This is a genomic window from Streptomyces sp. NPDC029216 (assembly GCF_040648015.1).
Taxonomy (GTDB): Bacteria; Actinomycetota; Actinomycetes; order Streptomycetales; family Streptomycetaceae; genus Streptomyces.
Genome location: NZ_JBEZWL010000006.1, coordinates 73,360 through 96,837 on the forward strand (window position 1 = coordinate 73,360; position 23,478 = coordinate 96,837).

The window sequence follows — 23,478 nt, forward strand, 5'->3', positions numbered from 1 at the left end:
CGGCCTAGCATCTGGCTCATGCGCATCTGGCTGACGCAGAGTGGCCGGCCGGTCACCGGTGACCGGCTGGTCGCCTGGCTGCTCGGGCCGGCGCCGCGGTCCTGGCGGGCGGTGGCGCTGGTGGTCCTGCTGGCGGTCTCGGTCTCGACGAGCCTGCGGGCGAACTGGGGCTCGGACAACGCGTTCGTGGTGAAGGCCGCGGACGCGCTGCTGGAGGGGGTCTCCCCGTACGAGGACAAGCGCTTCCTGTACCTGCCCAGCGCGGTGCTCATGGCGGTGCCGGAGGCGCTGGTGCCCCGGGGGGTGCTGCGCTGGCTGCTGCCGGCGGGGATCTCCGGGCTGGTCGGGGCCGGCTGGTGGGCGGCGCTGCGGCTGTTCTCGGTGCCGCTGTGCTCGCGGTTCGCGGTGGGCGGGCTGGGGCTGCTCGGGCTGGCGTACAAGCCGTACCTGAACCTGGTGCTGATCGGGAACTGGACGGCGATCTCGGCGGCGGCCCTGCCGTTGGCGCTGCTGCTGGCGCACCGCAGGTCCTGGGCGGCGGCGGGGCTGGTGGTGGGGCTGGCGATCGCCTGCAAGCCGATGCTGGTGCCGGTCGGGCTGGTCTTCGTCCTGGCCCGGCGGTGGCGGGGGCTGGCGGTGGCGGTGCTGGTGCCGGTGGGGCTGTCGCTGGCGGGGGCGCTGCTGATGCCGAGTCCGACGCTGTTCTTCACCAAGACGCTGCCGTTCCTGTTCCAGGGGCAGGACGCGTACGCGCTGCCCTGGGACGCCTCGCCGATCGCGGTGCTGCCGCGGCTGGGGGTGCCGCAGCCGGTGGCGGTGGTGCTGGCGGGTGCGGGGGCGGTGGCCGGGCTGTGGGCGGCGTGGCGGCGGTGGCGGCGGCCGGATCCGGCGGGCGAGGGGGGTGAGCTCCGTCTGGTGGAGACCACCTGCATGGTGATGCTCGCCGTGTTCCTCGTCTCACGCCCGTCCTTCGACCACTACCTGCTGGTGGTGCTGCCGATGCTGCTGGCGTCGGGGGTGCGGGAGGGCTCTCTGCCCCGGTCAGGCTGGTTCTGGGCGGCCCTGGTGCCGCAGGCGGCGGGGATCCCGTGGCCCTCGGAATTCGAGCACAAGCGGCGTGCTTTCCGTGACTGTGTGACGTTGTGCGGGCTCGCGGGGTTGCTGGCGCGTCGCGCTCTGCGCTCCGGTCGGGTTACTCTGGAGCCCGTAACAACTGCGGGGTCCCCACCCAGGACCGAACCGGAGTGCGCCGCGACGTCAGCAGAATCGGCATCGCGGACCGCGTTTTGACCCGTAAGGGTCTCCTTGGGTATCCTGCTGGTTTGTTATGCGTATTGGCTTTCTCATTCTCACGTGAAAGGGCCTTACGCCGGTCCACCGGACCGATGACCAGCAGTTTTCACTCGGGTGCGTCCCCGATGTGAACGAGGGCTGTCGTGATCGTCCGTGGTGACCCTGTCAGGACCCTTCCCGCGGGGCTTAGGCCCTATGGGATGACCCACCACTGAAGAAGCGAAGGCATACGCGTGCGTACGTTCAGCCCCAAGCCCGGCGACATCTCGCGCCAGTGGCTCGTCATTGACGCCCAGGACGTTGTCCTCGGCCGTCTGGCGACCCAGGCCGCCACCCTCCTCAAGGGCAAGCACAAGCCGACTTACGCCCCCCACATGGACATGGGCGACTTCGTCATCATCATCAACGCCGACAAGGTTCACCTGTCCGGCAACAAGGCCTCGCAGAAGATGGCCTACCGCCACTCCGGTTTCCCGGGCGGTCTGCGCTCCGTGCGCTACGACGACCTGCTGGCGAACAACCCGGAGAAGGCCGTCGAGAAGGCCGTCAAGGGCATGCTCCCCAAGAACTCCCTGGGCCGTCAGATGCTCTCGAAGCTGAAGGTCTACTCGGGCGACCAGCACCCGCACGCTGCCCAGCAGCCGGTGCCGTTCGAGATCACCCAGGTCGCGCAGTAGTTCCGGCCACCCCCTAAACACAGAGAATTCTGAGGAGCATCGTGGCCGAGACCACCGCCGAGACCCCCGTCGACGAGTTCGAGGGCGTCGAGGAGTACACCACCGAGTCGGACGTCGTCGTCGAGGGCGACTACACCTCCGAGTCCCTTGCCGGTCGCTTCGGTGACCCCCAGCCGGCCGCCGGCCTGGGCCGTCGCAAGAACGCCATCGCCCGCGTCCGGATCGTTCCGGGCACCGGCAAGTGGAAGATCAACGGTCGCACCCTTGAGGACTACTTCCCCAACAAGGTGCACCAGCAGGAAGTCAACGAGCCCTTCAAGCTCCTGGAGCTTGACGGCCGTTACGACGTCATCGCCCGCATCTCGGGTGGCGGCGTCTCCGGTCAGGCCGGCGCCCTGCGCCTCGGCGTGGCCCGCGCGCTGAACGAGGCGGACGTGGACAACAACCGCCCGGCGCTGAAGAAGGCCGGCTTCCTCTCCCGCGACGACCGTGCGGTCGAGCGCAAGAAGGCCGGTCTCAAGAAGGCCCGTAAGGCTCCGCAGTACAGCAAGCGTTAATCTGCGCCTGCTGTTCAGCAACGAAACCGCCCCGGCAGCACTCTCTGTGCTGTCGGGGCGGTTCGTTTACCGCCAAAAACGGCAAACACCTGTCACTAGCGGGCACCAAGCGAAGCGTGAACTCGGGAGGACAACAGTGGGACGACTCTTCGGGACGGACGGTGTGCGAGGCGTCGCCAACGCGGATCTGACGGCTGAGCTCGCGCTCGGCCTCTCCGTGGCGGCCGCACACGTACTGGCCGAGGCGGGCACCTTCGCGGGCCACCGCCCCACGGCGGTGGTCGGCCGCGATCCCCGCGCCTCGGGCGAGTTCCTGGAGGCCGCGGTCGTCGCGGGCCTCGCCAGCGCCGGCGTGGACGTCCTGCGCGTCGGTGTGCTGCCCACCCCGGCGGTGGCGTATCTCACCGGTGCGCTGGGCGCCGACCTCGGCGTGATGCTCTCCGCGAGCCACAACGCCATGCCCGACAACGGCATCAAGTTCTTCGCGCGCGGCGGCCACAAGCTCGCCGACGAGCTGGAGGACAAGATCGAGGCCGTCTACGAGGAGCACCGCACCGGCGCCCCCTGGGCCCGGCCCACCGGCGCCGGCGTCGGCCGGGTCTCGGACTACGACGAGGGCTTCGACAAGTACGTCGCCCACCTGATCGGCGTGCTGCCCAACCGCCTCGACGGCCTGAAGATCGTCCTGGACGAGGCGCACGGCGCGGCCGCCCGCGTCTCGCCCGAGGCCTTCGCCCGGGCCGGGGCCGATATCGTCACCATCGGCGCCGAGCCCGACGGCCTGAACATCAACGACGGTTGCGGCTCCACCCACCTCGGCCTGCTCAAGCAGGCCGTCGTCGAGCACCGGGCGGACCTCGGCATCGCCCACGACGGCGACGCCGACCGCTGCCTCGCGGTGGACGGCGACGGCAACGAGATCGACGGCGACCAGATCCTCGCCGTGCTCGCCCTCGCCATGCGCGAGGCCGGCCAGCTGCGCGAGAACACCGTCGTGGCCACCGTCATGTCGAACCTGGGCTTCAAGCTGGCCATGGAGGGCGAGGGCGTCCACCTCGTCCAGACCGGCGTCGGCGACCGGTACGTCCTGGAGTCGATGAAGGAGCACGGCTACGCCCTGGGCGGCGAGCAGTCCGGCCACGTGATCATCCTGGACCACGCCACCACCGGCGACGGCACCCTCACCGGCCTCATGCTGGCCGCCCGCGTCGCCGCCACGGGCCGCTCGCTGGCCGAGCTGGCCGGGGTCATGACGCGGCTGCCGCAGGTCCTGATCAACGTCAAGGACGTCGACAAGTCCCGCGTCTCCACCTCCGCCGAGCTGGCCAACGCCGTCACCGAGGCGGAGCGGGAGCTCGGTTCCACCGGACGGGTGCTGCTGCGCCCCTCGGGCACCGAGCCGCTCGTACGGGTGATGGTGGAGGCCGCCGACATCGAGCAGGCCCGCACGGTCGCCGGGCGCCTCGCCGACGCGGTGAAGTCCGCCCTGGGCTAGGCCCTCGCGCCACGGCCGTTCCAGGGCCTCCCCGGAACGGCCGCGGCGGGTGTTCAGAGCTTGCGCAGGCTCAGCTTCGTGACCTTGTGGTCGGGGCCCTTGCGGACGACGAGGGTGGCGCGGCCGCGGGTGGGGGCCACGTTCTCCAGGAGGTTGGGCTTGTTGATCGTCCGCCACATCGTCTGCGCGTACTCCAGGGCCTCCTCCTCCGAGACCTGGGTGTACTTGCGGAAGTAGGAGAACGGGTTCTGGAACGCGGTCTCGCGCAGCTTCCGGAAGCGGTTGAGGTACCAGCGCTCGATGTCCTCGGGGCGGGCGTCCACGTACACGCTGAAGTCGAAGTAGTCGGCGAGACCGACCCGGGTGCGGCCGTCCTTGCCGGGCAGGGCCGGCTGGAGGACGTTGAGCCCCTCGACGATGAGGATGTCCGGGCGGCGGACGACGAGCCGCTCGTCCGGGACGATGTCGTAGATCAGGTGCGAGTAGACCGGGGCGGTGACCTCGTCCTTGCCGGCCTTGATGTCGGCGACGAACTTGGTGAGCGCGCGGCGGTCGTAGGACTCGGGGAAGCCCTTGCGCGAGGTCAGGCCGCGGCGCTGGAGCTCCTTCATCGGGTAGAGGAAGCCGTCCGTGGTGACGCGCTCGACGCGCGGGTGCTCGGGCCAGCGGGCCAGCAGGGCCTGGAGCAGACGGGCCACGGTGGACTTGCCGACGGCCACGGAGCCGGCGACGCCTATGACGAACGGGGTCCCCTGCTGGGCGCCGTGGCCGTTGCCGCCCGCGTCGCCGAGGAAGGTGTTCAGGGTGCCGCGGAGGTTGCTGGTGGCGCCGACGTACAGGTTGAGCAGGCGGGAGAGCGGGAGGTAGACGTCCCGCACCTCGTCCAGGTCGATGACGTCGCCGAGGCCGCGCAGCCGCTCGACCTCCTCCGCCGTCAGTGGCAGGGGGGTGCGCTCGCGCAGGGCGCTCCACTCCGCCCGCGTGAGGTCGACGTAGGGCGAGGGCTCCGGCACCCGGCGGGGACCGGGACGCTCCGTTGCGTGCTCCGGCGTAGAGCGCGTCGGCGATGTGATCACACCGCCATTGTCCCGGCTCGGGGCGCCGTGTGGGTGGTGGGGTCGGTCACGTGGCCGGTGGGAGGGGCGGGAAGGGCCGGGTGGCGGGTTGTGCCCGAGCGGATCTCGATCGGAAGCCCGTCCTGTCTCGTGCCGATCACGATTCGGGGTGTGTGACCAGGAAGATCCCGCCGGAGTGCCATTAACACCGGTCGCGTGATCGAGCAAGTCGTACATTGTTCGTCACCGCGGCGTTGACCGGCGCCCTTGCGGTGTCTGCTTCATGGGGGAGAGCTCTACGTGGGTACCACGTTTGTCCGCCGCGGCCTCGTGGCCGCGTCCGTGTCGGGGGTGGCGCTGGCCGTGCTGGCCACCGGGTGCGGGGCCGGACGGCCCACCGTGATCGTGGTGGAGGAGGACGTGGCGGCCGCCGAGCTGCCCACGTCCGACGTGGGCGCCGGGCCCGCCCGCAAGGGGCAGCAGGCCGCTTCCCCGCAGAAGGGCAGGGTGCAGGAGGCCCCCGAGCGGCTGCTCGTGGCGCAGGGGGACCTGCTGGACCACAAGGTCACCCCTCAGGTCCACGACAGCGCGCCGGCGAGCGTGGACCGGCCCGAGTGCCGGGAGCTGGCCCACGCCGTCTCCGGGTTCCTTCCGGCCGGGCGGACCGGCTGGGCCAGGGCCGCCGTGGTCGCGATGGCGTCGGCGCTGCCGGACGACGCCCCGGAGGGGCAGAAGCGGGCGGCCGCGCTGGACGCCGCCAGCTCGACGGTGACGGTGGTGACCGTCGGCTCGTACGCGGGGGACGCCGCCCACGGGCACTTCACCGAGGTGCAGACGGCGGGGCGGGCCTGCGAGGGCGGGTACGCGGCGACGGCGGACGGGGAGACCGTCACGGTGACCCGGGTCGTCCCGCACGCCGCGTCCGGCGGCGACGAGGCCCTGGCGTACACCGTCGAGGCGGAGCGCGACGGCGAGCCGTTCCAGACCGAGCTCATGGTGGTGCGCAAGGGCGGCACGCTCGTCAACTTCTTCGCCAACCGGCACTCCGGCGAGGCGCAGCTGGCGGCGCCCGCGATCGAGGCACAGGTCAGGAAGCTCGGCTGAGCCCGCGACGGGGGGCGTCAGCCAAGAAGGTCAACCCCGCTCCGGTGGATTCGCCGGGGCGGGGTTTTCGTCCTGTACGGGTACCCGACAGACGGCCAACTCAGGCGTACCCTGCGGCCTATGTGCGGAATTGTGGGATACGTGGGAGCGCAGTCGGCGCTCGATGTGGTCATCGCCGGACTGAAGCGGCTGGAGTACCGAGGCTATGACTCGGCGGGGGTCGCCGTCCTCGCCGACGGGAAACTCGCCAACGCCAAGAAGGCCGGGAAGCTCGTCAACCTGGAGAAGGAACTGCTCGCGCAGCCCCTTCCGGCGGGCTCCACGGGCCTCGGGCACACCCGCTGGGCGACCCACGGCGGGCCCACGGACGTCAACGCACACCCCCATCTGGACAACTCCGGCCGGGTGGCCGTCGTCCACAACGGGATCATCGAGAACTTCGCGGTGCTGCGCGCCGAACTGGCCGAGCGCGGGCACCGGCTGGAGTCGGAGACGGACACCGAGGTCGTCGCGCACCTGCTGGCCGAGTCCTTCGACACGGCCGTGGGGGCCGGCGGCGCCCGGGGCGCGGGGCTCGCGGAGGCGATGCGGCAGGTGTGCCGGCGGCTGGAGGGCGCGTTCACGCTGGTCGCGGTGCACGCCGACGAGCCGGACGTGGTGGTCGGCGCGCGCCGGAACTCCCCGCTGGTGGTGGGCGTTGGGGAGGGTGAGAACTTCCTCGCCTCGGACGTGGCCGCGTTCATCGCCCACACGCGGTCCGCGATCGAGCTGGGGCAGGACCAGGTCGTCGAGCTCCGCCGCGACGGTGTCTCGGTGACCAACTTCGACGGTTCGCCCGCGTCGGTGCGGGCGTACCACGTGGACTGGGACGCTTCGGCGGCCGAGAAGGGGGGTTATGACTACTTCATGCTCAAGGAGATCGCCGAACAGCCGAAGGCCGTCGCCGACACCCTCCTGGGCAGGATCGACGCGAGCGGCCTGCTGACCCTCGACGAGGTGCGCATCCCCGCCTCGGTGCTCCGCGAGGTCGACAAGGTCGTGATCGTGGCGTGCGGTACGGCGTACCACGCGGGCATGATCGCGAAGCTGGCCATCGAGCACTGGACCCGCATCCCGTGCGAGACCGAGCTGGCCAGCGAGTTCCGCTACCGCGACCCGATCCTGGACCAGCGGACGCTGGTGATCGCGATCTCGCAGTCCGGCGAGACCATGGACACCCTGATGGCGCTGCGGCACGCCCGCGAGCAGGGTGCCAGGGTGCTGGCCATCTGCAATACGAACGGCTCTACGATCCCGCGCGAGTCGGACGCCGTGCTGTACACGCACGCCGGGCCGGAGGTGGCCGTCGCCTCGACGAAGGCGTTCCTGACGCAGCTGGTGGCCTGCTACCTGGTCGCCCTCTACCTCGGGCAGGTGCGGGGGACCAAGTGGGGCGACGAGATCGAGGCGGTGATCCGGGAGCTGTCGGACATCGCGGCGGCGGTGGACCGGGTCCTGGAGACGATGGAGCCGGTACGGGCCCTCGCGCGCTCGCTGGCCGACAAGGACACCGTGCTGTTCCTGGGCCGGCACGTCGGCTACCCCGTGGCGCTGGAGGGTGCGCTCAAGCTCAAGGAGCTGGCGTACATGCACGCCGAGGGCTTCGCGGCGGGCGAGCTCAAGCACGGGCCGATCGCGCTGATCGAGGAGGACCTGCCGGTGGTGGTCGTCGTACCGTCACCGCGCGGCCGCTCGGTCCTGCACGACAAGATCGTCTCGAACATCCAGGAGATCCGGGCGCGCGGGGCCCGGACCATCGTGATCGCGGAGGAGGGCGACGACGCGGTGGTCCCCTACGCCGACCACCTGATCCGGATTCCGGCGACGCCGACGCTGCTGCAGCCGCTGGTGGCGACGGTCCCGCTCCAGGTGTTCGCGTGCGAGCTGGCGACCGCGCGCGGCAACGAGGTCGATCAGCCGCGTAATCTCGCCAAGTCCGTGACGGTGGAGTAATTGGGGTTGTTGCTGTGATTGTCGGTGTGGGGATTGACGTGGCCGAGATCGCCCGGTTCGGCGCGGCGCTGGAGCGGACGCCGCAGATGGCGGAGCGCCTCTTCCTGCACACCGAGTTGACGCTGCCGAGCGGCGAGCGGCGCGGAGTCGCCTCGCTCGCCGCCCGGTTCGCGGCCAAGGAGGCCCTCGCCAAGGCGCTGGGCGCGCCGGGCGGGCTGCTGTGGACCGACGCCGAGGTCTACGTCGAGGACTCCGGGCAGCCCCGGCTGCGGGTGTCGGGCACCGTCGAGGCGCGGGCCCGGGCCCTCGGGGTGAAGTCCTGGCACATCTCGCTGAGCCATGACGCCGGGATCGCGTCGGCCGTGGTGATCGCCGAGGGCTGACGGGCCGGGCCGGCTCGGGAAGGGACGGCCCGAGTGGGGCACGCTGAGGGCATGCGTACTGCTTACAGCGTGGAGACCGTACGGGCCGCCGAGCGCGAGCTGATGGCCCGTCTGCCCGAGGGCGCCCTGATGGCGCGGGCCGCGGCCGGGCTGGCCGCCGTGTGCGCGCAGCTGCTGGCCCGGCGCCGCGGCCGGGTCTACGGGGCCCGGGTCGTCCTGCTGGTCGGGCCCGGCGACAACGGCGGCGACGCCCTGTACGCGGGTGCGCGGCTGGCGCGGCGCGGGGCCGGGGTGACGGCCGTCCCGATGGACCCCGGGCGGATGCACCCCGGCGGGCTGGCCGCGCTGCGGGCCGCCGGGGGACGGGTCGCGGAGGCGGTGCCGGCGCGGGCCGACCTGGTCGTGGACGGGCTGCTCGGCATCGGCGGCCGGGGCGGGCTGCGGCCGGCCGCGGCCGCGCTGGTGGAGCGGATCCCGGCCGGGGCGCCGGTGGTCGCGGTGGACCTGCCGAGCGGGGTGGACGCGGACACCGGGGAGGTGGCGGGCCCGGCGGTGACGGCCGAGGTGACGGTGACCTTCGGGGCGTACAAGCCGGGGCTGCTGACCGACCCCGGGGCCTCGCGGGCGGGAGCGGTGCGGCTGGTCGACATCGGGCTGGAGTTCCCGGAGTCCGCCGTGGCGATGGAGGCGCTGCAACACGCCGACGTGGCACGGCTGCTGCCGGTGCCGAACGCGTCCAGCGACAAGTACCGGCGGGGCGTGGTGGGCGTCGTCGCCGGATCGGAGCAGTACCCGGGCGCGGCGGTGCTCGCCGTGGCGGGCGCCCTGAGGGGCGGCGCCGGTGCGGTGCGGTACGTGGGCCCGGCGGCGCAGGCCGTGCTGGCGCGCTTCCCCGAGGTGCTGGTGGGGCGGGGCCGGGTGCAGGCCTGGGTGGTCGGGCCGGGGCTGGGTTCGGGGCGCGCGGAGGAGGTCGGGCGGGCCCTGGCGGACCTGGACGTGCCGGTGCTGGTCGACGCGGACGGGCTGCGCGGGCTGGACGGCGCGGTGGTGCGGGGGCGCCGGGCCGCGACCCTGCTGACCCCGCACGCGGGGGAGGCGGCGGCGCTGCTGGGGGTGCCGCGGGAGGCGGTGGAGGCGGGCCGGCTGGCCGCCGTGCGGGAGCTGGCGGAGCGGTTCGGGGCGGCGGTGCTGTTGAAGGGGGCGACGACGCTGGTCGCCTCCGGCGGTGGGGGAAGGGCCGTCCGGGTGAATCCGACGGGGACGCCGTGGCTGGCCACCGCCGGGAGCGGGGACGTCCTGTCGGGGCTGGCGGGGGCGCTGCTGGCCGGGGGGCTGTCCGGGGTGGACGCGGGGGCGGTGGGGGCGTACCTGCACGGGCTGGCGGGGCGGTTCGCGGCCGGCGGGGCGCCGGTGGTGGCGCAGCAGGTGGCCGAGGCCCTGCCGGAGGCCTGGCGGTCGGTGCGGGCCTGACCCCGGCCGGGCGGGGCCGCTGCGCGGAGCCGCCTCGAACGCCGGCGGGGCTGGACTTTCGCTCGGAGAGTCGGACAAGGCCGGTCGAACCATGCCCGATCACCGGCCGGTACGGGTTCTGAGAGACTGTGGGCGATGAACGAGACACCGATGCGCGTGTACGCCGAGATCGATCTTGACGCGGTACGGGACAACGTGCGCGCCCTGCGCGCACGGGCGCCCCGGGCCGGGCTGATGGCCGTCGTCAAGGCGAACGCCTATGGGCACGGGGCCCTCCCGTGTGCCCGGGCGGCCCAGGAGGCCGGGGCCACCTGGCTCGGCACCGCCACCCCCGAGGAGGCGCTCGCGCTGCGCGCCGCCGGGATCCAGGGGCGGATCATGTGCTGGCTGTGGACCCCCGGCGGGCCGTGGCGGGAGGCCGTCGAGGCCGACATCGACGTGTCGGTCAGCGGGATGTGGGCCCTGGACGAGGTCCGCGAGGCCGCCCGCGCCGCCGGCCGGACCGCCCGGATCCAGCTCAAGGCCGACACCGGCCTCGGCCGCAACGGCTGCCAGCCCTCCGACTGGGCCGAACTCGTCGGCGCGGCCGTCGCCGCCCAGGCCGAGGGCACCGTGCAGGTCACCGGCGTCTGGTCGCACTTCGCCTGCGCCGACGAGCCGGGCCACCCCTCCATCGGGCCCCAGCTCGACGCCTTCCGCGACATGCTGGCCTACGCGGAGAAGGAGGGCGTCGACCCCGAGGTCCGGCACATCGCCAATTCGCCCGCGACCCTCACCCTCCCCGAGAGCCACTTCGACCTCGTGCGCACCGGCCTGGCCGTCTACGGCGTCTCGCCCTCGCCCGAGCTCGGCACCCCCGCCGAGCTCGGCCTGCGGCCCGCGATGACCCTCAAGGCCTCCCTCGCGCTGGTCAAGACCGTCCCCGCCGGCCACGGCGTGAGCTACGGCCACCACTACGTCACCGGGTCCGAGACGCACCTCGCGCTCGTCCCCGCCGGGTACGCCGACGGCCTCCCGCGGGGCGCCTCCGGCCGCGGGCCCGTGCTCGTCGCCGGGAAGATCCGGCAGGCGGCCGGGCGGATCGCCATGGACCAGTTCGTCGTGGACCTGGGCGAGGACCTCGCCGAGGCCGGCGACGAGGTCGTCATCCTCGGCGACGCGGAACGCGGCGAGCCGACCGCCGAGGACTGGGCTCAAGCGGCGCATACGATCGCGTATGAGATCGTCACCCGCATCGGAGGTCGGGTGCCGCGGGTCTATCTCGGCGGCTGAGGCTGAGTGAGGACGGCGACGTCGTGAGCGAGAACTGGCGCAAGGCCGGCTGGGCCGGCGCCGCCATCGGTGTCATAGCGGCGGGCGCCGCGGCCGGTGTCGCCGTCGAACGGATCACCGTGGGCCGGGGCATCCGCCGCAAGGCGCGCCTCGCCCTGGACGCCGCCGGGGACTACGGCTCCCTGCGCGGGACCGAGGGCACCTGCCGGGCCGAGGACGGCACCGAGCTCTACTACGAGGTCGACGAGGCCGCGGAACCCGCCCCGGGCGGCGGAAAGCGGCGGCTGCGGCGCAAGGGCGCGGCCGGGCCCACCGTCGTGTTCTGCCACGGCTACTGCCTCAGCCAGGACTCCTGGCACTTCCAGCGCGCCGCCCTGCGCGGAATCGTCCGCAGCGTCTACTGGGACCAGCGCAGCCACGGCCGCAGCGCCCGCGGCCTCGCCCAGGCCGACGGCGAGCCCGTCACCATCGACCAGCTCGGCCGCGACCTCAAGGCCGTCATCGACGCCGCCGCCCCCGAGGGCCCGCTCGTCCTCGTCGGCCACTCCATGGGCGGCATGACCGTCATGGCCCTCGCCGAGCAGTTCCCCGACCTCGTGCGCGAGCGCGTGCTCGGCGTGGCCCTGGTCGGCACCTCCAGCGGCCGGCTCGACGAGGTCACGTACGGGCTGCCGTCCATCGGGCAGGGCGCGGTGCGGCGCATCCTGCCGGGCGTGCTCAAGGCACTCGGCTCCCAGGTGGAGCTCGTGGAGAAGGGCCGCCGGGCCACCGCCGACCTCTTCGCCGGCATGATCAAGCTGTACTCGTTCGGCTCCCGCGACGTGGACCCCGGCGTCGCGCGCTTCGCCGAGCGGCTGATCGAGGCCACCCCCATCGACGTGGTCGCCGAGTTCTACCCGGCCTTCCAGATCCACGACAAGAGCGCCGCCCTCCAGCGGTTCGCCGACCTGCCCGTCACCGTCATCGCCGGGGACCGGGACATGATCATCCCGCCCGGGCACAGCGTGACGATCAAGGAGGAGCTGCCGGCCGCCGAGCTGGCGGTGCTGGAGGAGACCGGGCACCTGATGATGCTGGAGCGCCCCGAGATCGTGACCGGGCTGCTCACCGGCCTGCTGGCCCGCGCCGGTGCCGTCCCCGCAGCGACTAACGTTGGGGCGCATGGAAGACGTACAGCGGGAAGCGCCGCGCAGCCCGGCCGCTGAGGCCCTGGCCGAGGCCGCCGCCGAAACCCTGATCACCGTCGACTCGCCCGCCTCCATGCAGGAGCTGGGCCGCAGGATCGCCGGCCTGCTGCGCCCCGGCGACCTCGTCCTGCTGACCGGTGAGCTCGGCGCGGGCAAGACCACCCTGACCCGGGGGCTGGGGGAGGGGCTCGGCGTGCGCGGGGCCGTGACCTCGCCGACCTTCGTGATCGCCCGGGTGCACCCGTCCCTGGGCGACGGGCCGCCGCTGGTGCACGTGGACGCGTACCGGCTGGGCGGCGGGCTGGACGAGATGGAGGACCTGGACCTCGACGTCTCCCTGCCCGAGTCCGTGGTCGTCGTGGAGTGGGGCGACGGCAAGGTGGAGGAGCTCTCCGACGACCGGCTGCACGTGGTCATCGGACGGGCGGTCGGCCACGAGGAGGTCCTGGACGACGTGCGCGAGGTCGCGCTGCGCGGCGTCGGCGCGCGGTGGGCCGGGGCCGAGCCGGAGCTGGCGCGGCTGTCGCTCGCGTAGGCCGCGAGGGGCCCGCGCGGTGCGGGCGTGGGCGGTCCGGCCGATCCGGGGACGACGTGCCGACAACTCGTCGGGAAAACATTGCGCAGGCGCGGGCCCGCGTGATGACATGGTACCGAGCGCTGGTTAGGTGTGCCTAAGTACGGCGTCCCGGGGTCTCAGGAGGCAGCCATGTCGACAGCAGGAGCAGAGCGAGCGCCCGTCGTGTCCATGCGGGCCCTGCTCGCGGCGGGCGTGGCCGCCACCGCGGTGTCCACGCCGCCCGCACGCTCGGAGCCGGCCCCCCGGGACCCCTCCGCCGAAGGGGCGGCCGACGCGGAACAGGCCGCCTCCCCGGAGCCGGAAGCGGCCTGACAGTCCGACGGTGGGGTGCGCGAGCCCGCACGCGATACCCACGTACGGGTGAAAAGTGTGCCCGGAAACCGGGGGCGTCCTACGGGACGACGACCACCTTCGAGTTGTACAGCGCGAACGCCCACATGGCGTCGCCGTCCGCACGCGACATCCGGATGCCGCCCGTCTTCTTCGCCGGGTCCGGCTGCGGCAGCGCACCGTCCACACGGGCGCTGAAACCGATCGCGATCCCCTCGGTGCTGCTGGCGAACCGCACGACGTGCTCGATCGGCACCCCGTCCGAGCCGGTGACCGTCCCCGCACGCGAGTTGACGAGATAGCTGCCCGGCACCGGGTTCACCGTGCTCGGCACCACCGTGAACGACTTCGGGTCCTTGCCGTCCTCCGTGACCAGCCACACCCGCTTCTGCGCCACCGAGTACACGACCCGCTGACCGGTCCCCGAGTTGGCCGGCAGCGCCACCGGCTTCGCCGCGTCCTGCTGCGCCGGCGCCGGGTTCTGCGGGGCGGGCGGGGCCTGCTCGGCGGCCTTCGCGGGGTGCGCGGGAGCGGTCGCGTGGGCCTGGTAGCCGAGGAAGCCGATGGCGGCGATCGCCGCGGCGGTGAGCCCGGCCACGATTCCCGAGCTGCTGCGTGCCACCTTGCTCCACCTCTCCGCGCCTGCGCGTGCCGGATCCTGCTGCCGCGTCGCCTGGGCGGACGCGTCGTACTCCCGGTCGAAAGGTAGCAGCCGGGCCCCGCTCCGACCGGCCGCAAGGCCCGGGGGCCGGGGAGTCGTAGGCTGTTCGCGTGCTCTTGCTCGCCGTAGATACCGCCACGCCCGCCGTCACCGTCGCCCTGCACGACGGGGAGTCCGTCCTGGCCGAGTCCAGTCAGGTCGACGCCCGCCGCCACGGGGAGCTCCTGCTGCCCTCCGTGGACCGGGTCCTCGCCGAGGCCGGGGTGAAGCTCGAAGCCGTCACCGGCATCGTCGTCGGCGTCGGCCCCGGCCCCTACACCGGGCTGCGCGTCGGCCTCGTCACCGCCTCCACCTTCGCCGCCGTCCTCGGCGTGCCCGTGCACGGCCTGTGCACCCTCGACGGCCTCGCGTACGCCGCCGGCGCCGCCGGGATCGAGGGCCCCTTCACCGTCGCCACCGACGCGCGGCGCAAGGAGGTCTACTGGGCGCGCTACGAGGACCCGCGCACCCGCGTCGGCGAGCCCGCGGTGGACCGCCCGGCCGACATCGCCGAGCAGGTCGCCGGCCTGCCCGCGGTGGGCCACGGCGCCCGGCTGTACCCGGAGGTCTTCCCGGACGCGCGCGGCCCCGAGCACCAGTCGGCCGCGGCCCTGGCCTCCCTGGCCGCCGAACGCCTCGCGGCGGGCCTGGAGTTCCTCCCTCCGACCCCGCTCTACCTGCGCCGCCCCGACGCCCAGGTGCCCAAGAACTACAAGGTGGTCACCCCGCAGTGACCGCCCCGACCGCAGTGCTCCGCGAGATGCGCTGGTGGGACATCGCACCGGTGCTGGAACTGGAGCACGAGCTCTTCCCCGAGGACGCCTGGTCGGCCGGGATGTTCTGGTCCGAACTCGCCCACGCGCGCGGCCCGCGGGCCACCCGCCGCTACGTCGTCGCCGAACTCGCTCCTGACAGCGGCTCCGCCGCGGGCGCCGCCGGCCGTCTGGTCGGCTACGCGGGCCTGGCGGCGGCGGGCGACCTGGGCGACGTACAGACCATCGCGGCGGCCAAGGACCAGTGGGGCACCGGACTCGGCGCCCGGCTGCTCACCGAGCTGCTGCGCGCCGCGACCGCCTTCGAGTGCGCGGAGGTGCTGCTGGAGGTCCGGGTGGACAACACCCGCGCCCAGCGGCTCTACGAGCGCTTCGGCTTCGAGCCGGTCGGCTTCCGGCGGGGCTACTACCAGCCGGGGAACGTCGACGCGCTGGTGATGCGCCTGACGGACCCGGCGCGGACGGCCGCCGGCCCCGAGGCACCGGACGCCCCGGACGCCCCGGACGCCCTGGATGCACCGGCCGGCCCCGCCACCTCGACCCCTGAGACCCCCGAACACCCTGAGAGCAGTGAGACCCATGGCTGACGAACCGCTCGTCCTCGGCATCGAGACCTCCTGCGACGAGACCGGCGTCGGCATCGTCCGCGGCACCACCCTGCTGGCCGACGCGGTCGCCTCCAGCGTCGACGAGCACGCCCGCTTCGGCGGCGTCGTGCCCGAGGTCGCCTCCCGGGCGCACCTGGAGGCGATGGTCCCGACCATCGACCGCGCCCTGAAGGAGGCCGGCGTCAGCGCCCGCGACCTCGACGGCATCGCCGTCACCGCCGGCCCCGGCCTCGCGGGCGCGCTGCTCGTCGGCGTCTCGGCGGCCAAGGCGTACGCGTACGCGCTCGGCAAGCCGCTCTACGGGGTCAACCACCTCGCCTCGCACATCTGCGTCGACCAGCTGGAGCACGGCCCGCTGCCCGAGCCGACCATGGCCCTGCTGGTCTCCGGCGGGCACTCCTCGCTGCTGCTGGCCCCGGACATCACCAGCGACGTACGCCCGCTCGGCGCGACCATCGACGACGCGGCCGGCGAGGCCTTCGACAAGATCGCCCGCGTGCTCCAGCTCGGCTTCCCCGGCGGCCCGGTCATCGACCGGCTGGCCAAGGAGGGCGACCCGAAGGCCATCAACTTCCCGCGCGGACTGACCGGGTCGCGCGACCCGGCGTACGACTTCTCCTTCTCCGGTCTCAAGACGGCGGTGGCCCGCTGGATCGAGGCGAAGCGGAACGCGGGCGAGGAGGTGCCGGTGCGCGACGTGGCGGCGTCCTTCCAGGAGGCCGTGGTGGACGTGCTGACGCGCAAGGCGATCCGCGCGTGCAAGGACGAGGGCGTGGACCACCTGATGATCGGCGGCGGCGTGGCGGCCAACTCGCGGCTGCGCGCGCTGGCGCAGGAGCGGTGCGACGACGCGGGGATCATCCTGCGCGTGCCGCGGCCCAAGCTGTGCACCGACAACGGTGCGATGGTCGCCGCGCTGGGCGCGGAGATGGTCAAGCGCAACCGCCCGGCCTCGGACTGGGACCTGTCGGCGGACTCCTCCCTCCCGGTGACGGACCCCCACGTCCCGGGCACGTCCCAGGACCACGACCACGACCACGGCGATGGCGGCCACTCCCACGCGCACTCCCACTCCCACGACCACGTGCACGAGCTCAGCAAGGACAACCTCTACTCATGAGCACCGTCGCGCTGATGTGGGAGGCCCGGGCCGTCGAGGGCCGGGGGAACGAGCTGCTGGAGTGGGCCCGGGCGCAGGTCCTGGCCCGCGAGCCGGTGCGCCGCGAGGTGCTGCGGGCCGCGCAGGACCGGGTCCTCGTGATCACCTGGTGGGAGGTCCCGCAGGGCGGCCCGTCGGCGGAGCTGCCCGAGCTGCCGGAGCCGTCGGCGGACCTGATCACCCGGGCGGTGCACCGCTGGCGGTTCGAGTCCGTCGAGGTCACGCACGGCGGCTGAGCGAGGGTCGAGGAGCGCTGCGGTGAAGCTCTACGGGGCGCCGCTAGGGTCGTGCGCATGCCTAGCCGCCGTGACCTGCCGCCCCCGCCGCCCGCCGCGCACCTGCGCGAGTGGCTGGACGAGAGCGTCGTACGGGCCGACCGCGCGCGCTTCCTCGCGGACCTGAGCCGCCGCAGCCTGGGCCTGGGGCGGCTGGCGCTGCTCTGGGTGGTGGCGGCGGCCTTCGCGGCCGGCTGGACCTTCGTCGCCGTGGCCGTGATGACCTTCCGCTCCGGCGAGGGGCTGGACCGCCTGTTCGGGGCCGTCTTCGCCGTGATGGGGCTGACGGTGCTGGTGCGCGCCGGGTACGGCTTCGTACGGGGCGCCCGGCAGGAGCGCCGGGTGCACCGGCTGCTGTGCGCCTGGGTCGTCGCGGGCCGGGACCCCGACACGGACGCGGGGCTGCGCGCACCGGGCCGGAGCCTGGTGTGGCTGGTGGCCTCGCTGGCCCTGGGCACCCTCGGCCTCTGGACGGCCTTCGCCCCGGCGGCGGGCGCCCACCCGGGCCCGGACACGGTCGGCCGGCTCACGTACCTGATGGGCCTCGGCCTGATCCTGTGGATCACGGCCCTCCTGGGCCTGGCGAAGGCGGCAACCCACTACAGCTGGTCCCTCCGGGCGCGCACGCCCCGGCGCGGCGCGGCGACACCGGCCCCCTCGCGCAGGGTGAAATCCAGCCTCGCGGGCATCTGAGCCGCAACGGCGTGGCACCGGGGCAGCCACATCCAGCCCCGCCGGCGCTTGAGGCGCGGGGTCCGGGGCGGAGCCCCGGGGAACCTAGGCCACCGGGGAGCCGATCAGCATCGCCGGCCCCCCGGCAACCCGCGTCAGGAACACCGTCGCGGAATTCGGCCCCGACGGCTTCACCTTCCGCCGCAGCTCCTCCGGCTCGATGGCCGACCCCCGCTTCTTCACCGTCAGCACCCCCACCTCCCGCTCCCGCAGCAGCGCCTTCAGCTTCTTCAGCCCGAACGGCAGCACGTCCGTGATCTCGTAGGCCGTCGCATACGGAGTGGGCCGGAGCTCGTCGGCCGTGATGTACGCGATCGTCGGATCGATCAGCCGCCCGCCCAGCTGCCCCGCCACCTCCGCGACCAGGTGCGCACGGATCACCGCTCCGTCCGGCTCGTACAGCCAGCGCCCCACCGGCCCCGCCTCCGGGTCCGGCAGCGGCTCGGCGGTGCGCAGCCCGACGGGCCCCGGCAGCAGGGTGGCCCGTACCGTTCCGGGGGCGGTGCCGAACCACAGCACGGCCTCCTTCACGTCTCCGTGGTCCGAGATCCACTCCGCCTCGGCCTCCGCCGGCACCGCCTCGTGCGGGATCCCGGGCGCGATCTTGATGGCCGCGTACTTCGCCGCCCGCGCCGCCTCCACCGCCCACGACAGCGGCGGTGAGTACGACTCCGGGTCGAAGATCCGCCCGCGCCCGCCGCGCCGCGCCGGGTCGATGAAGACGGCGTCGTACGAGGAGACGTCGACCGTCGTCACGTCCGCCTCCCGGACCTCGATCAGGTCCGCCAGCCCGAGCGCCTCGGCGTTGGCCCGCGCGACGGCCACCGTCAGCGGGTCGAGGTCCACCGCCAGCACCCGGATCCCGCGCCGCGCCAGGGCCAGCGCGTCCCCGCCGATCCCGCAGCACAGGTCCGCGACGCTGCGTACGCCCAGCTCGGCGAGGCGGTCGGCCCGGTACGCGGCCACCGACGCGCGGGTGGCCATCTCCCCGCCGCCGGGGGTGAAGAACATCCGGAACGCGTCCTCGGCGCCGAATTTCGCCACCGCCCGCTGCCTCAGCCGGGCCTGCCCCAGCGCGGCCGACACCAGCCCGGCGGGGTGCTCGCGGCGCAGCCGGGTGGCCACGGCCAGCTCCTGGGCGGGGTCGTAGTCGCGGAGCGAGTCGAGGAGCGCGCGGCCCTCGGGGGTGAGGAGCGCGGCGAAGTCTTCGGGAGTCACGGTTCCATTGTCGGCCAGTCGGTGGAAGGGGGGACTGCGGCCGTGGTGTCGACCGGGGAGCCGGGCCGTGTGGTGCAAGGATCCGCGCCATGCAGCTTGTACGACAAAAGGGAAATCCCACGCAGTTTGGTCACCGGTCCGCGGCACGTCCGCGCGGCCGGTACGGGGTGGCCGCGGCCGCGCTGCTGGTCGCCGCCCTGGGCACGGGGTGCGGCGCCGCGGACCCGGGTACGCCGGTCAAGGGCAAGCCGGGCCAGGCCGCCGCCGAGGCCGGCCCCGGCGCGGCGGGCGCACTCGCCAACTCCGCCGAGAAGCTCAAGGCCGCCCAGCAGGCACGCGTCGCCATGGCCCAGAAGTGGCACCTGGCCAAGCCCCCGCTCATGGCCCCCGCCGCACCCAAGGTGAAGCCGGAGATCACCACCCGGGACGGCTTCGAGGTCGAGGGCCAGGACGAGCTGCCCCCGGTCTTCACCACCATTCCGACCGAGGACAAGGTCGTCTTCCTGACCGTCGACGACGGGGCCGAGAAGGACCCCGAGTTCATCAGGATGATGCAGGAGCTGAAGATCCCGTACACGGCGTTCCTCAGCGACTACCTCGTGCGCGACAACTACCCGTACTTCAAGGAGATGCAGGCCGCCGGCGTCACCCTGAACAACCACACCCTCAACCACCGCTACATGCCCGGTCTCAACTACGAGCAGCAGCGCGAGGAGATCTGCGGGCAGCAGGACACCATCCAGAAGCAGTTCGGCAAGCGGCCCGCGCTCTTCCGGCCCCCGTACGGCAACTACAACCAGGACACGCTGCGCGCCGCGAAGTCCTGCGGCATCAAGGCGGTTCCCCTGTGGAACGCGGAGGCCTTCCCGAACCGGATGGACTACCGTGAATGGGACAGGGACCTGCACCCCGGAGACATCATCCTCACGCACTTCCGGGGCCGAGAGGACTGGAAGGGCACCATGCCTGACATGATCCGTCATGTCATGAAGACCGTCACGGACAAGGGGTACGCCGTGGCCCGCCTGGAGGATTACCTGTGAAGTACGCGCGCCGGCTGGTAGCCGGGACGCTGACGGCCGGCGCGCTCGCGCTGTCCCTGTCGGGATGCGGGAACAGCGTGGATCCCATCGAGAGGCTGGGCCGCAAGGCCGGGCAGTCGGGGAGCCCGTCGGTCTCCCCCTCCGCCCCGGCCTCCGCGGCCGCCTCCGCACAGGCGGGCACCCCGGGGGACGAGGCGTACCGCAAGTGGGGGCTGACCGCCCCGCTGCAGTACGCCCCGAAGCCGGCGCAGAAGCCCCAACTCCCCAAGCCGGGCGGCCCGGGCAAGCCGGTGGTGCTGGACCGAATACCCGTGGCGCCGAACGAGAAGGTCGTCTTCCTGACCTTCGACGACGGCGCGGAGAAGGACCCCGAGTTCCTGAAGATGGCGGCCGACCTGAAGCTGCCGATCAGCATGTTCCTGACGGACAACGTGGCTTCGTCGGACTACGGCTACTTCGAGAAGCTCCGCGACAACGGCTCCGGCAGCACGATAAACAACCACACCCTGACGCACCCCAACATGCGCACGCTGGCGTTCGCGGCGCAGAAGAAGGAGATATGCGGGCAGCAGGAGCGCCTGGAGAAGCGCTTCGGGAAGCGCCCGGTCCTCTTCCGCCCGCCGTTCGGCAACTACAACGACGACACCCTGAAGGCCGCCTCCGAATGCGGCATCGGCACGGTCGTGCTGTGGCGGGCGTCGATGCAGATAAACGACTTCCAGTACGCCGAGGGCTCGGCCCTCAAGCCCGGCGACATCATCCTGGCCCACTTCCGCGGCCCGTCGGAACTCAAGGGCGCGACGGAGATCCACATGGTCACGCGCATGCTCCAGCACATCCAGGAACAGGGCTACAAGATCGCCCTCCTGGAGGACTACCTGTAGGGGTACGGGGCCACGGCGCGGGCCGCTTTTCGCCCCCGCGAGGGGTGGGGGCCGGGCGGTGGCTGCCCACCCGCCGGCCGGGGGTGGGGGGCGGGGCGGTGGCTGCACGGTGCGGCGGGGGTGGGGGATGGCGGTGTCCTGGCGGGGCGGTCTCAGGGAAGGGTTGGGGGTTTCCCGTCAGTCTCATCGTCCTTCCGCGTCGGGCCGGTCAGTCAAGAGCGCTCCTTCGTCGCGTCGCTACGCGATGTCGCTGCGCTCCACTCTTGACAGCCCGACCCGCCACGAAAAGCCGAAGACTGCCGGGAACCCCCCAAAGGAACGGGACGGACCGGAGACAGGCATGCGGCTCCCTCAGCGATGAGCCGGGCGGCCGGGGGCCGGCAGACCGGGCATCCGGCCCCAATCAGCCACAATCGGGGCCACCCTACGCATCAGATCGCTACGCGCTCCTCCCGTCTCAGCGTCCGGCGGCCGTCTGGGGTTGCTACCCGCACCAAAGGCCAACCAGGACGTCTTCGGGCTCCGTCCGGCGCATCAGATCGCTACGCGCTCCCCATATCCCGGCGTCTGCGGCCCGTCCGGGGCTGATATCCGCACCGAACGCGCTGCGGGTGCCAGGTGGGCCGGACGCTTCCCAGCGCAGCAGGCGGATGCCCGCGACGGCGTAGCCGGGGTTGGTGCTGTGAAGTAGCCGGGAAAGAGGTGGAGTTCGCGGGCTAGGCTGCCCGTATGACGATTCGTGCTGTGGTCTTCGACGTGGGCGAGTGCCTGGTGGACGAGACGCGGGAGTACGGGACCTGGGCCGACTGGCTCGGCGTGCCGCGTCACACCTTCGCCGCCATGTTCGGCGCGGTCATCGCGCAGGGGCGGGACTACCGCGAGACGTTCCAGGCCTTCAGGCCCGGCTTTGACCTGTACGCGCAGCGGGAGGCACGTGCGGCTGCCGGTCAGCCCGAGCACTTCGACGAGGGTGACCTGTACGCGGATGTCCGCCCCGCGCTGGCGCGGCTGCGGGACGATGGGCTGTGGCTGGGCATCGCCGGCAATCAGACCGTTCGCGCCGGGGGGATCCTGCGGGACCTGTTCGCCTCGGACGTGGACCTGATCGGCACCTCGGACGACTGGGGGGCCAGCAAGCCCGACCCGGAGTTCTTCGTCCGCGTGGCGAAGGCCGTGCCCTTCGCCCCGGAGGAGATCCTCTATGTCGGTGACCGGGTCGACAATGACCTGCGCCCCGCCGTCGCTGCGGGCATGCGCAGCGCCCTGATCCGGCGGGGACCGTGGGCCACCATCCAGTGGGGAACGGCCGAGGCCCTGGAGCTGCCGACCTTCCGGGTCGAGAGCCTCCTTGAACTCCCGGACCGAATCGTCGAGTTCAACGGGTCAGGGCGCTGAGGGTCGCGGCCCAGCCGTACAGCCGGTCATCGAGGTCGCGTACGCACTCTCTGTGCTGCCATGTCGCGAGTGCGCGGCGCGCCTCGCGTACCCGTTCCATGCCGGTCGCGTACCAGTGCGTTTCCAACTGCTCCAGCGCGCGGACGGCGAAGGCGCAGGCGGCTTCCGGGGCTCCGGCCGCGGCCTCGACCGCCGCCAGGTCGGCGAGTACGACGGTGCGTTGCTTGTCCGCATCAGGAGGAAGCGCGTCCAGCACTCCCAGGAGGGTTTCCCGGGCCTGCGGAAGATGCCCCGCGATGAGCTGAGTGTTTCCCTTGAAAGCGGCCAGCCGGACCGCGCTGAACCAGTCCATCCATTCCGGCGAGGAGTGCTCCGGTCCATCGGCCAGGACGCCCTCGCCGTGGGCGATCAGGTTCAGTGCTGTCCCGGTCCGCCCGCAGCGGGTCTCGCACTCGGCCTCGACGGCATCCAGCCACGCCAGGAATTCGGCGGAGGCCGGCCCTCGGCGGGCATAGGTCCGTGCCATCACCATCCGTTCGACGGCCCCGTCACGGTCGCCGCCCCAGCCCGGCACAAAGGCCATGTGGGCCAGCACCGCAGCGCCGAGGAGCGAATCGTCCGCCTCGCCGGCTGCCTGGAGAGCGCGGAGCCACGTCTCACCGGCTTGCTGGGGCTCGCGCAGGTCGAAGAATTCGATCCGGCCGGCCAATAGGAACGACTCGGCCAGTGCTGCGGCGAGGGTTTGCCGTGTGGCCCCCGCCGTGGCGGGGAGAAGCGCTTCACCGAGTACAGCGTGAGCGCTGACCACAGGATGGAGCACGGTCGGGGCGACGGTCCAGTACAGGCGCCGATGCGCTCGTGTCACGGCAAGATAGTCGGCGGCAGCGCTGCTCGGCTGCATAGTGGCAGGGTTCTGCACAGCGGCCCTGATCTGCGGGATCCTCACGCGGCGACTCGTCAGCGTGCGGTCGTGCCCGGCCGGCGGGGTGAACCCGAGGGCCTCGATGTCCTGCCCGAGCAGCTCGGTCAGCGCCTGCTGCGCTCCTGCGTAGGGCCAGGGAGGGGTGTCGGACTCCCACCTCCTGACCTGGCGCACGTCGACGGAGACACCCCGCTCTGCGAGGGCCTCGACGAGCGCCTGCTGCGACGCGTAGCCGGCAGCCACACGAGCCGCCTTGAACCGGATGTTTCCGGGCGATCTCGCCACGCTCAACCTCCGCACTCTGTCGGGTAGATGACTAACTGTCTCAGCAAGTCCTCTGCGAGGCCACCTTCTCACCCCAATGGGCCATGAGAAGT

The 23,478-nt window shown here is 72.8% G+C and carries 24 protein-coding genes; 20 read left to right on the forward strand and 4 right to left on the reverse strand.

The features are described from left to right. Nucleotides 1-18 precede the first annotated feature (18 nt). From AB0F18_RS04295 to glmM, 4 genes are all read left to right on the forward strand, one after another. Nucleotides 19-1,290 carry a glycosyltransferase family 87 protein gene (locus AB0F18_RS04295; RefSeq protein ID WP_362054863.1) on the forward strand — a complete coding sequence of 424 codons (1,272 nt, stop codon included), beginning with the start codon at nt 19-21 and terminating at the stop codon, nt 1,288-1,290. 236 nt (nt 1,291-1,526) lie between these two features. Then, nucleotides 1,527-1,970: a 50S ribosomal protein L13 gene (rplM, locus tag AB0F18_RS04300; protein ID WP_030773854.1), complete on the forward strand. Its 444-nt coding sequence runs from the start codon at nt 1,527-1,529 to the stop codon at nt 1,968-1,970. A gap of 41 nt (nt 1,971-2,011) precedes the next feature. Then, nucleotides 2,012-2,527, forward strand: coding sequence for a 30S ribosomal protein S9 (gene rpsI, locus AB0F18_RS04305; protein ID WP_045945298.1), 516 nt, complete (start codon nt 2,012-2,014; stop codon nt 2,525-2,527). A gap of 136 nt (nt 2,528-2,663) precedes the next feature. Then, on the forward strand, nt 2,664-4,022 hold the full coding sequence (gene glmM, locus AB0F18_RS04310) for a phosphoglucosamine mutase (RefSeq protein ID WP_362054866.1): 1,359 nt from the start codon (nt 2,664-2,666) through the stop codon (nt 4,020-4,022). Nucleotides 4,023-4,075: 53 nt separating this feature from the next. Here the strand turns inward: glmM and coaA are convergent, their stop codons facing one another. Beyond that, nucleotides 4,076-5,098 (reverse strand): type I pantothenate kinase, encoded by a 1,023-nt coding sequence (gene coaA, locus AB0F18_RS04315; protein ID WP_362054867.1) that lies wholly within the window; start codon nt 5,096-5,098, stop codon nt 4,076-4,078. 279 nt (nt 5,099-5,377) lie between these two features. On the opposite strand from coaA, the gene AB0F18_RS04320 reads away from it, so the two are divergent. The 8 genes from AB0F18_RS04320 (at nt 5,378) to AB0F18_RS04355 (ending at nt 13,374) form a co-directional block, all read left to right on the forward strand. Continuing rightward, nucleotides 5,378-6,181 carry a hypothetical protein gene (locus tag AB0F18_RS04320; protein WP_362054869.1) on the forward strand — a complete coding sequence of 268 codons (804 nt, stop codon included), beginning with the start codon at nt 5,378-5,380 and terminating at the stop codon, nt 6,179-6,181. 120 nt (nt 6,182-6,301) lie between these two features. After that, complete coding sequence (gene glmS, locus AB0F18_RS04325; protein WP_362054871.1) at nt 6,302-8,173, forward strand: glutamine--fructose-6-phosphate transaminase (isomerizing); 1,872 nt, start codon at nt 6,302-6,304, stop codon at nt 8,171-8,173. A gap of 14 nt (nt 8,174-8,187) precedes the next feature. Continuing rightward, nucleotides 8,188-8,556 carry a holo-ACP synthase gene (locus tag AB0F18_RS04330; RefSeq protein WP_045945303.1) on the forward strand — a complete coding sequence of 123 codons (369 nt, stop codon included), beginning with the start codon at nt 8,188-8,190 and terminating at the stop codon, nt 8,554-8,556. A gap of 51 nt (nt 8,557-8,607) precedes the next feature. Next, the gene (locus AB0F18_RS04335; protein ID WP_362054873.1) at nt 8,608-10,026 is read left to right on the forward strand and encodes an NAD(P)H-hydrate dehydratase; all 1,419 of its coding nucleotides are present in this window, start codon (nt 8,608-8,610) and stop codon (nt 10,024-10,026) included. Nucleotides 10,027-10,161: 135 nt separating this feature from the next. After that, a complete protein-coding gene (alr, locus tag AB0F18_RS04340) occupies nt 10,162-11,298 on the forward strand; it encodes an alanine racemase (RefSeq protein WP_362054875.1) in 1,137 nt (378 codons plus the stop codon). 23 nt (nt 11,299-11,321) lie between these two features. Next, nucleotides 11,322-12,503: an alpha/beta hydrolase gene (locus AB0F18_RS04345; protein ID WP_362054877.1), complete on the forward strand. Its 1,182-nt coding sequence runs from the start codon at nt 11,322-11,324 to the stop codon at nt 12,501-12,503. Next, nucleotides 12,460-13,020: a tRNA (adenosine(37)-N6)-threonylcarbamoyltransferase complex ATPase subunit type 1 TsaE gene (tsaE, locus tag AB0F18_RS04350; protein ID WP_362054879.1), complete on the forward strand. Its 561-nt coding sequence runs from the start codon at nt 12,460-12,462 to the stop codon at nt 13,018-13,020. Before AB0F18_RS04345 ends, tsaE begins: the two co-directional genes overlap by 44 nt. Before the next feature lie 171 nt (nt 13,021-13,191). Further along, a complete protein-coding gene (locus tag AB0F18_RS04355) occupies nt 13,192-13,374 on the forward strand; it encodes a hypothetical protein (protein ID WP_362054881.1) in 183 nt (60 codons plus the stop codon). Nucleotides 13,375-13,453: 79 nt separating this feature from the next. Here AB0F18_RS04355 and AB0F18_RS04360 read toward each other — a convergent pair whose 3' ends face one another. Then, a complete protein-coding gene (locus AB0F18_RS04360) occupies nt 13,454-14,014 on the reverse strand; it encodes a hypothetical protein (RefSeq protein WP_362054882.1) in 561 nt (186 codons plus the stop codon). 149 nt (nt 14,015-14,163) lie between these two features. On the opposite strand from AB0F18_RS04360, the gene tsaB reads away from it, so the two are divergent. Genes tsaB through AB0F18_RS04385 form a run of 5 tightly spaced genes read left to right on the forward strand, consistent with a single transcriptional unit; the run spans nt 14,164 to nt 17,600 of the window. Further along, a complete protein-coding gene (gene tsaB, locus AB0F18_RS04365; protein ID WP_362054884.1) occupies nt 14,164-14,826 on the forward strand; it encodes a tRNA (adenosine(37)-N6)-threonylcarbamoyltransferase complex dimerization subunit type 1 TsaB in 663 nt (220 codons plus the stop codon). Nucleotides 14,827-14,852: 26 nt separating this feature from the next. Then, nucleotides 14,853-15,452: a ribosomal protein S18-alanine N-acetyltransferase gene (gene rimI, locus AB0F18_RS04370; protein ID WP_362054948.1), complete on the forward strand. Its 600-nt coding sequence runs from the start codon at nt 14,853-14,855 to the stop codon at nt 15,450-15,452. After that, nucleotides 15,445-16,593: a tRNA (adenosine(37)-N6)-threonylcarbamoyltransferase complex transferase subunit TsaD gene (gene tsaD / locus AB0F18_RS04375; protein WP_362054886.1), complete on the forward strand. Its 1,149-nt coding sequence runs from the start codon at nt 15,445-15,447 to the stop codon at nt 16,591-16,593. The genes rimI and tsaD overlap by 8 nt, the downstream gene beginning before the upstream one ends. Then, entirely contained in the window at nt 16,590-16,868 is a 279-nt protein-coding gene (locus tag AB0F18_RS04380) for a hypothetical protein (RefSeq protein ID WP_362054888.1), read from the forward strand. Before tsaD ends, AB0F18_RS04380 begins: the two co-directional genes overlap by 4 nt. A gap of 57 nt (nt 16,869-16,925) precedes the next feature. Beyond that, nucleotides 16,926-17,600, forward strand: coding sequence for a hypothetical protein (locus AB0F18_RS04385; protein WP_362054890.1), 675 nt, complete (start codon nt 16,926-16,928; stop codon nt 17,598-17,600). A gap of 84 nt (nt 17,601-17,684) precedes the next feature. Here the strand turns inward: AB0F18_RS04385 and AB0F18_RS04390 are convergent, their stop codons facing one another. Continuing rightward, on the reverse strand, nt 17,685-18,875 hold the full coding sequence (locus AB0F18_RS04390) for a methyltransferase domain-containing protein (RefSeq protein ID WP_362054950.1): 1,191 nt from the start codon (nt 18,873-18,875) through the stop codon (nt 17,685-17,687). Nucleotides 18,876-19,024: 149 nt separating this feature from the next. Here AB0F18_RS04390 and AB0F18_RS04395 point away from each other — a divergent pair, with 149 nt between their 5' ends. From AB0F18_RS04395 to AB0F18_RS04405, 3 genes are all read left to right on the forward strand, one after another. Beyond that, the gene (locus tag AB0F18_RS04395; protein WP_362054952.1) at nt 19,025-19,900 is read left to right on the forward strand and encodes a polysaccharide deacetylase family protein; all 876 of its coding nucleotides are present in this window, start codon (nt 19,025-19,027) and stop codon (nt 19,898-19,900) included. Further along, the gene (locus AB0F18_RS04400) at nt 19,897-20,784 is read left to right on the forward strand and encodes a polysaccharide deacetylase family protein (protein WP_362054892.1); all 888 of its coding nucleotides are present in this window, start codon (nt 19,897-19,899) and stop codon (nt 20,782-20,784) included. The genes AB0F18_RS04395 and AB0F18_RS04400 overlap by 4 nt, the downstream gene beginning before the upstream one ends. Before the next feature lie 729 nt (nt 20,785-21,513). Continuing rightward, nucleotides 21,514-22,179 carry an HAD family hydrolase gene (locus AB0F18_RS04405; RefSeq protein WP_362054894.1) on the forward strand — a complete coding sequence of 222 codons (666 nt, stop codon included), beginning with the start codon at nt 21,514-21,516 and terminating at the stop codon, nt 22,177-22,179. Here the strand turns inward: AB0F18_RS04405 and AB0F18_RS04410 are convergent. Next, nucleotides 22,160-23,386, reverse strand: a complete 1,227-nt coding sequence (locus AB0F18_RS04410; RefSeq protein WP_362054895.1) for a transcriptional regulator — start codon at nt 23,384-23,386, stop codon at nt 22,160-22,162. The two genes, AB0F18_RS04405 and AB0F18_RS04410, sit on opposite strands and share 20 nt — an antisense overlap. Nucleotides 23,387-23,478: the final 92 nt, after the last annotated feature.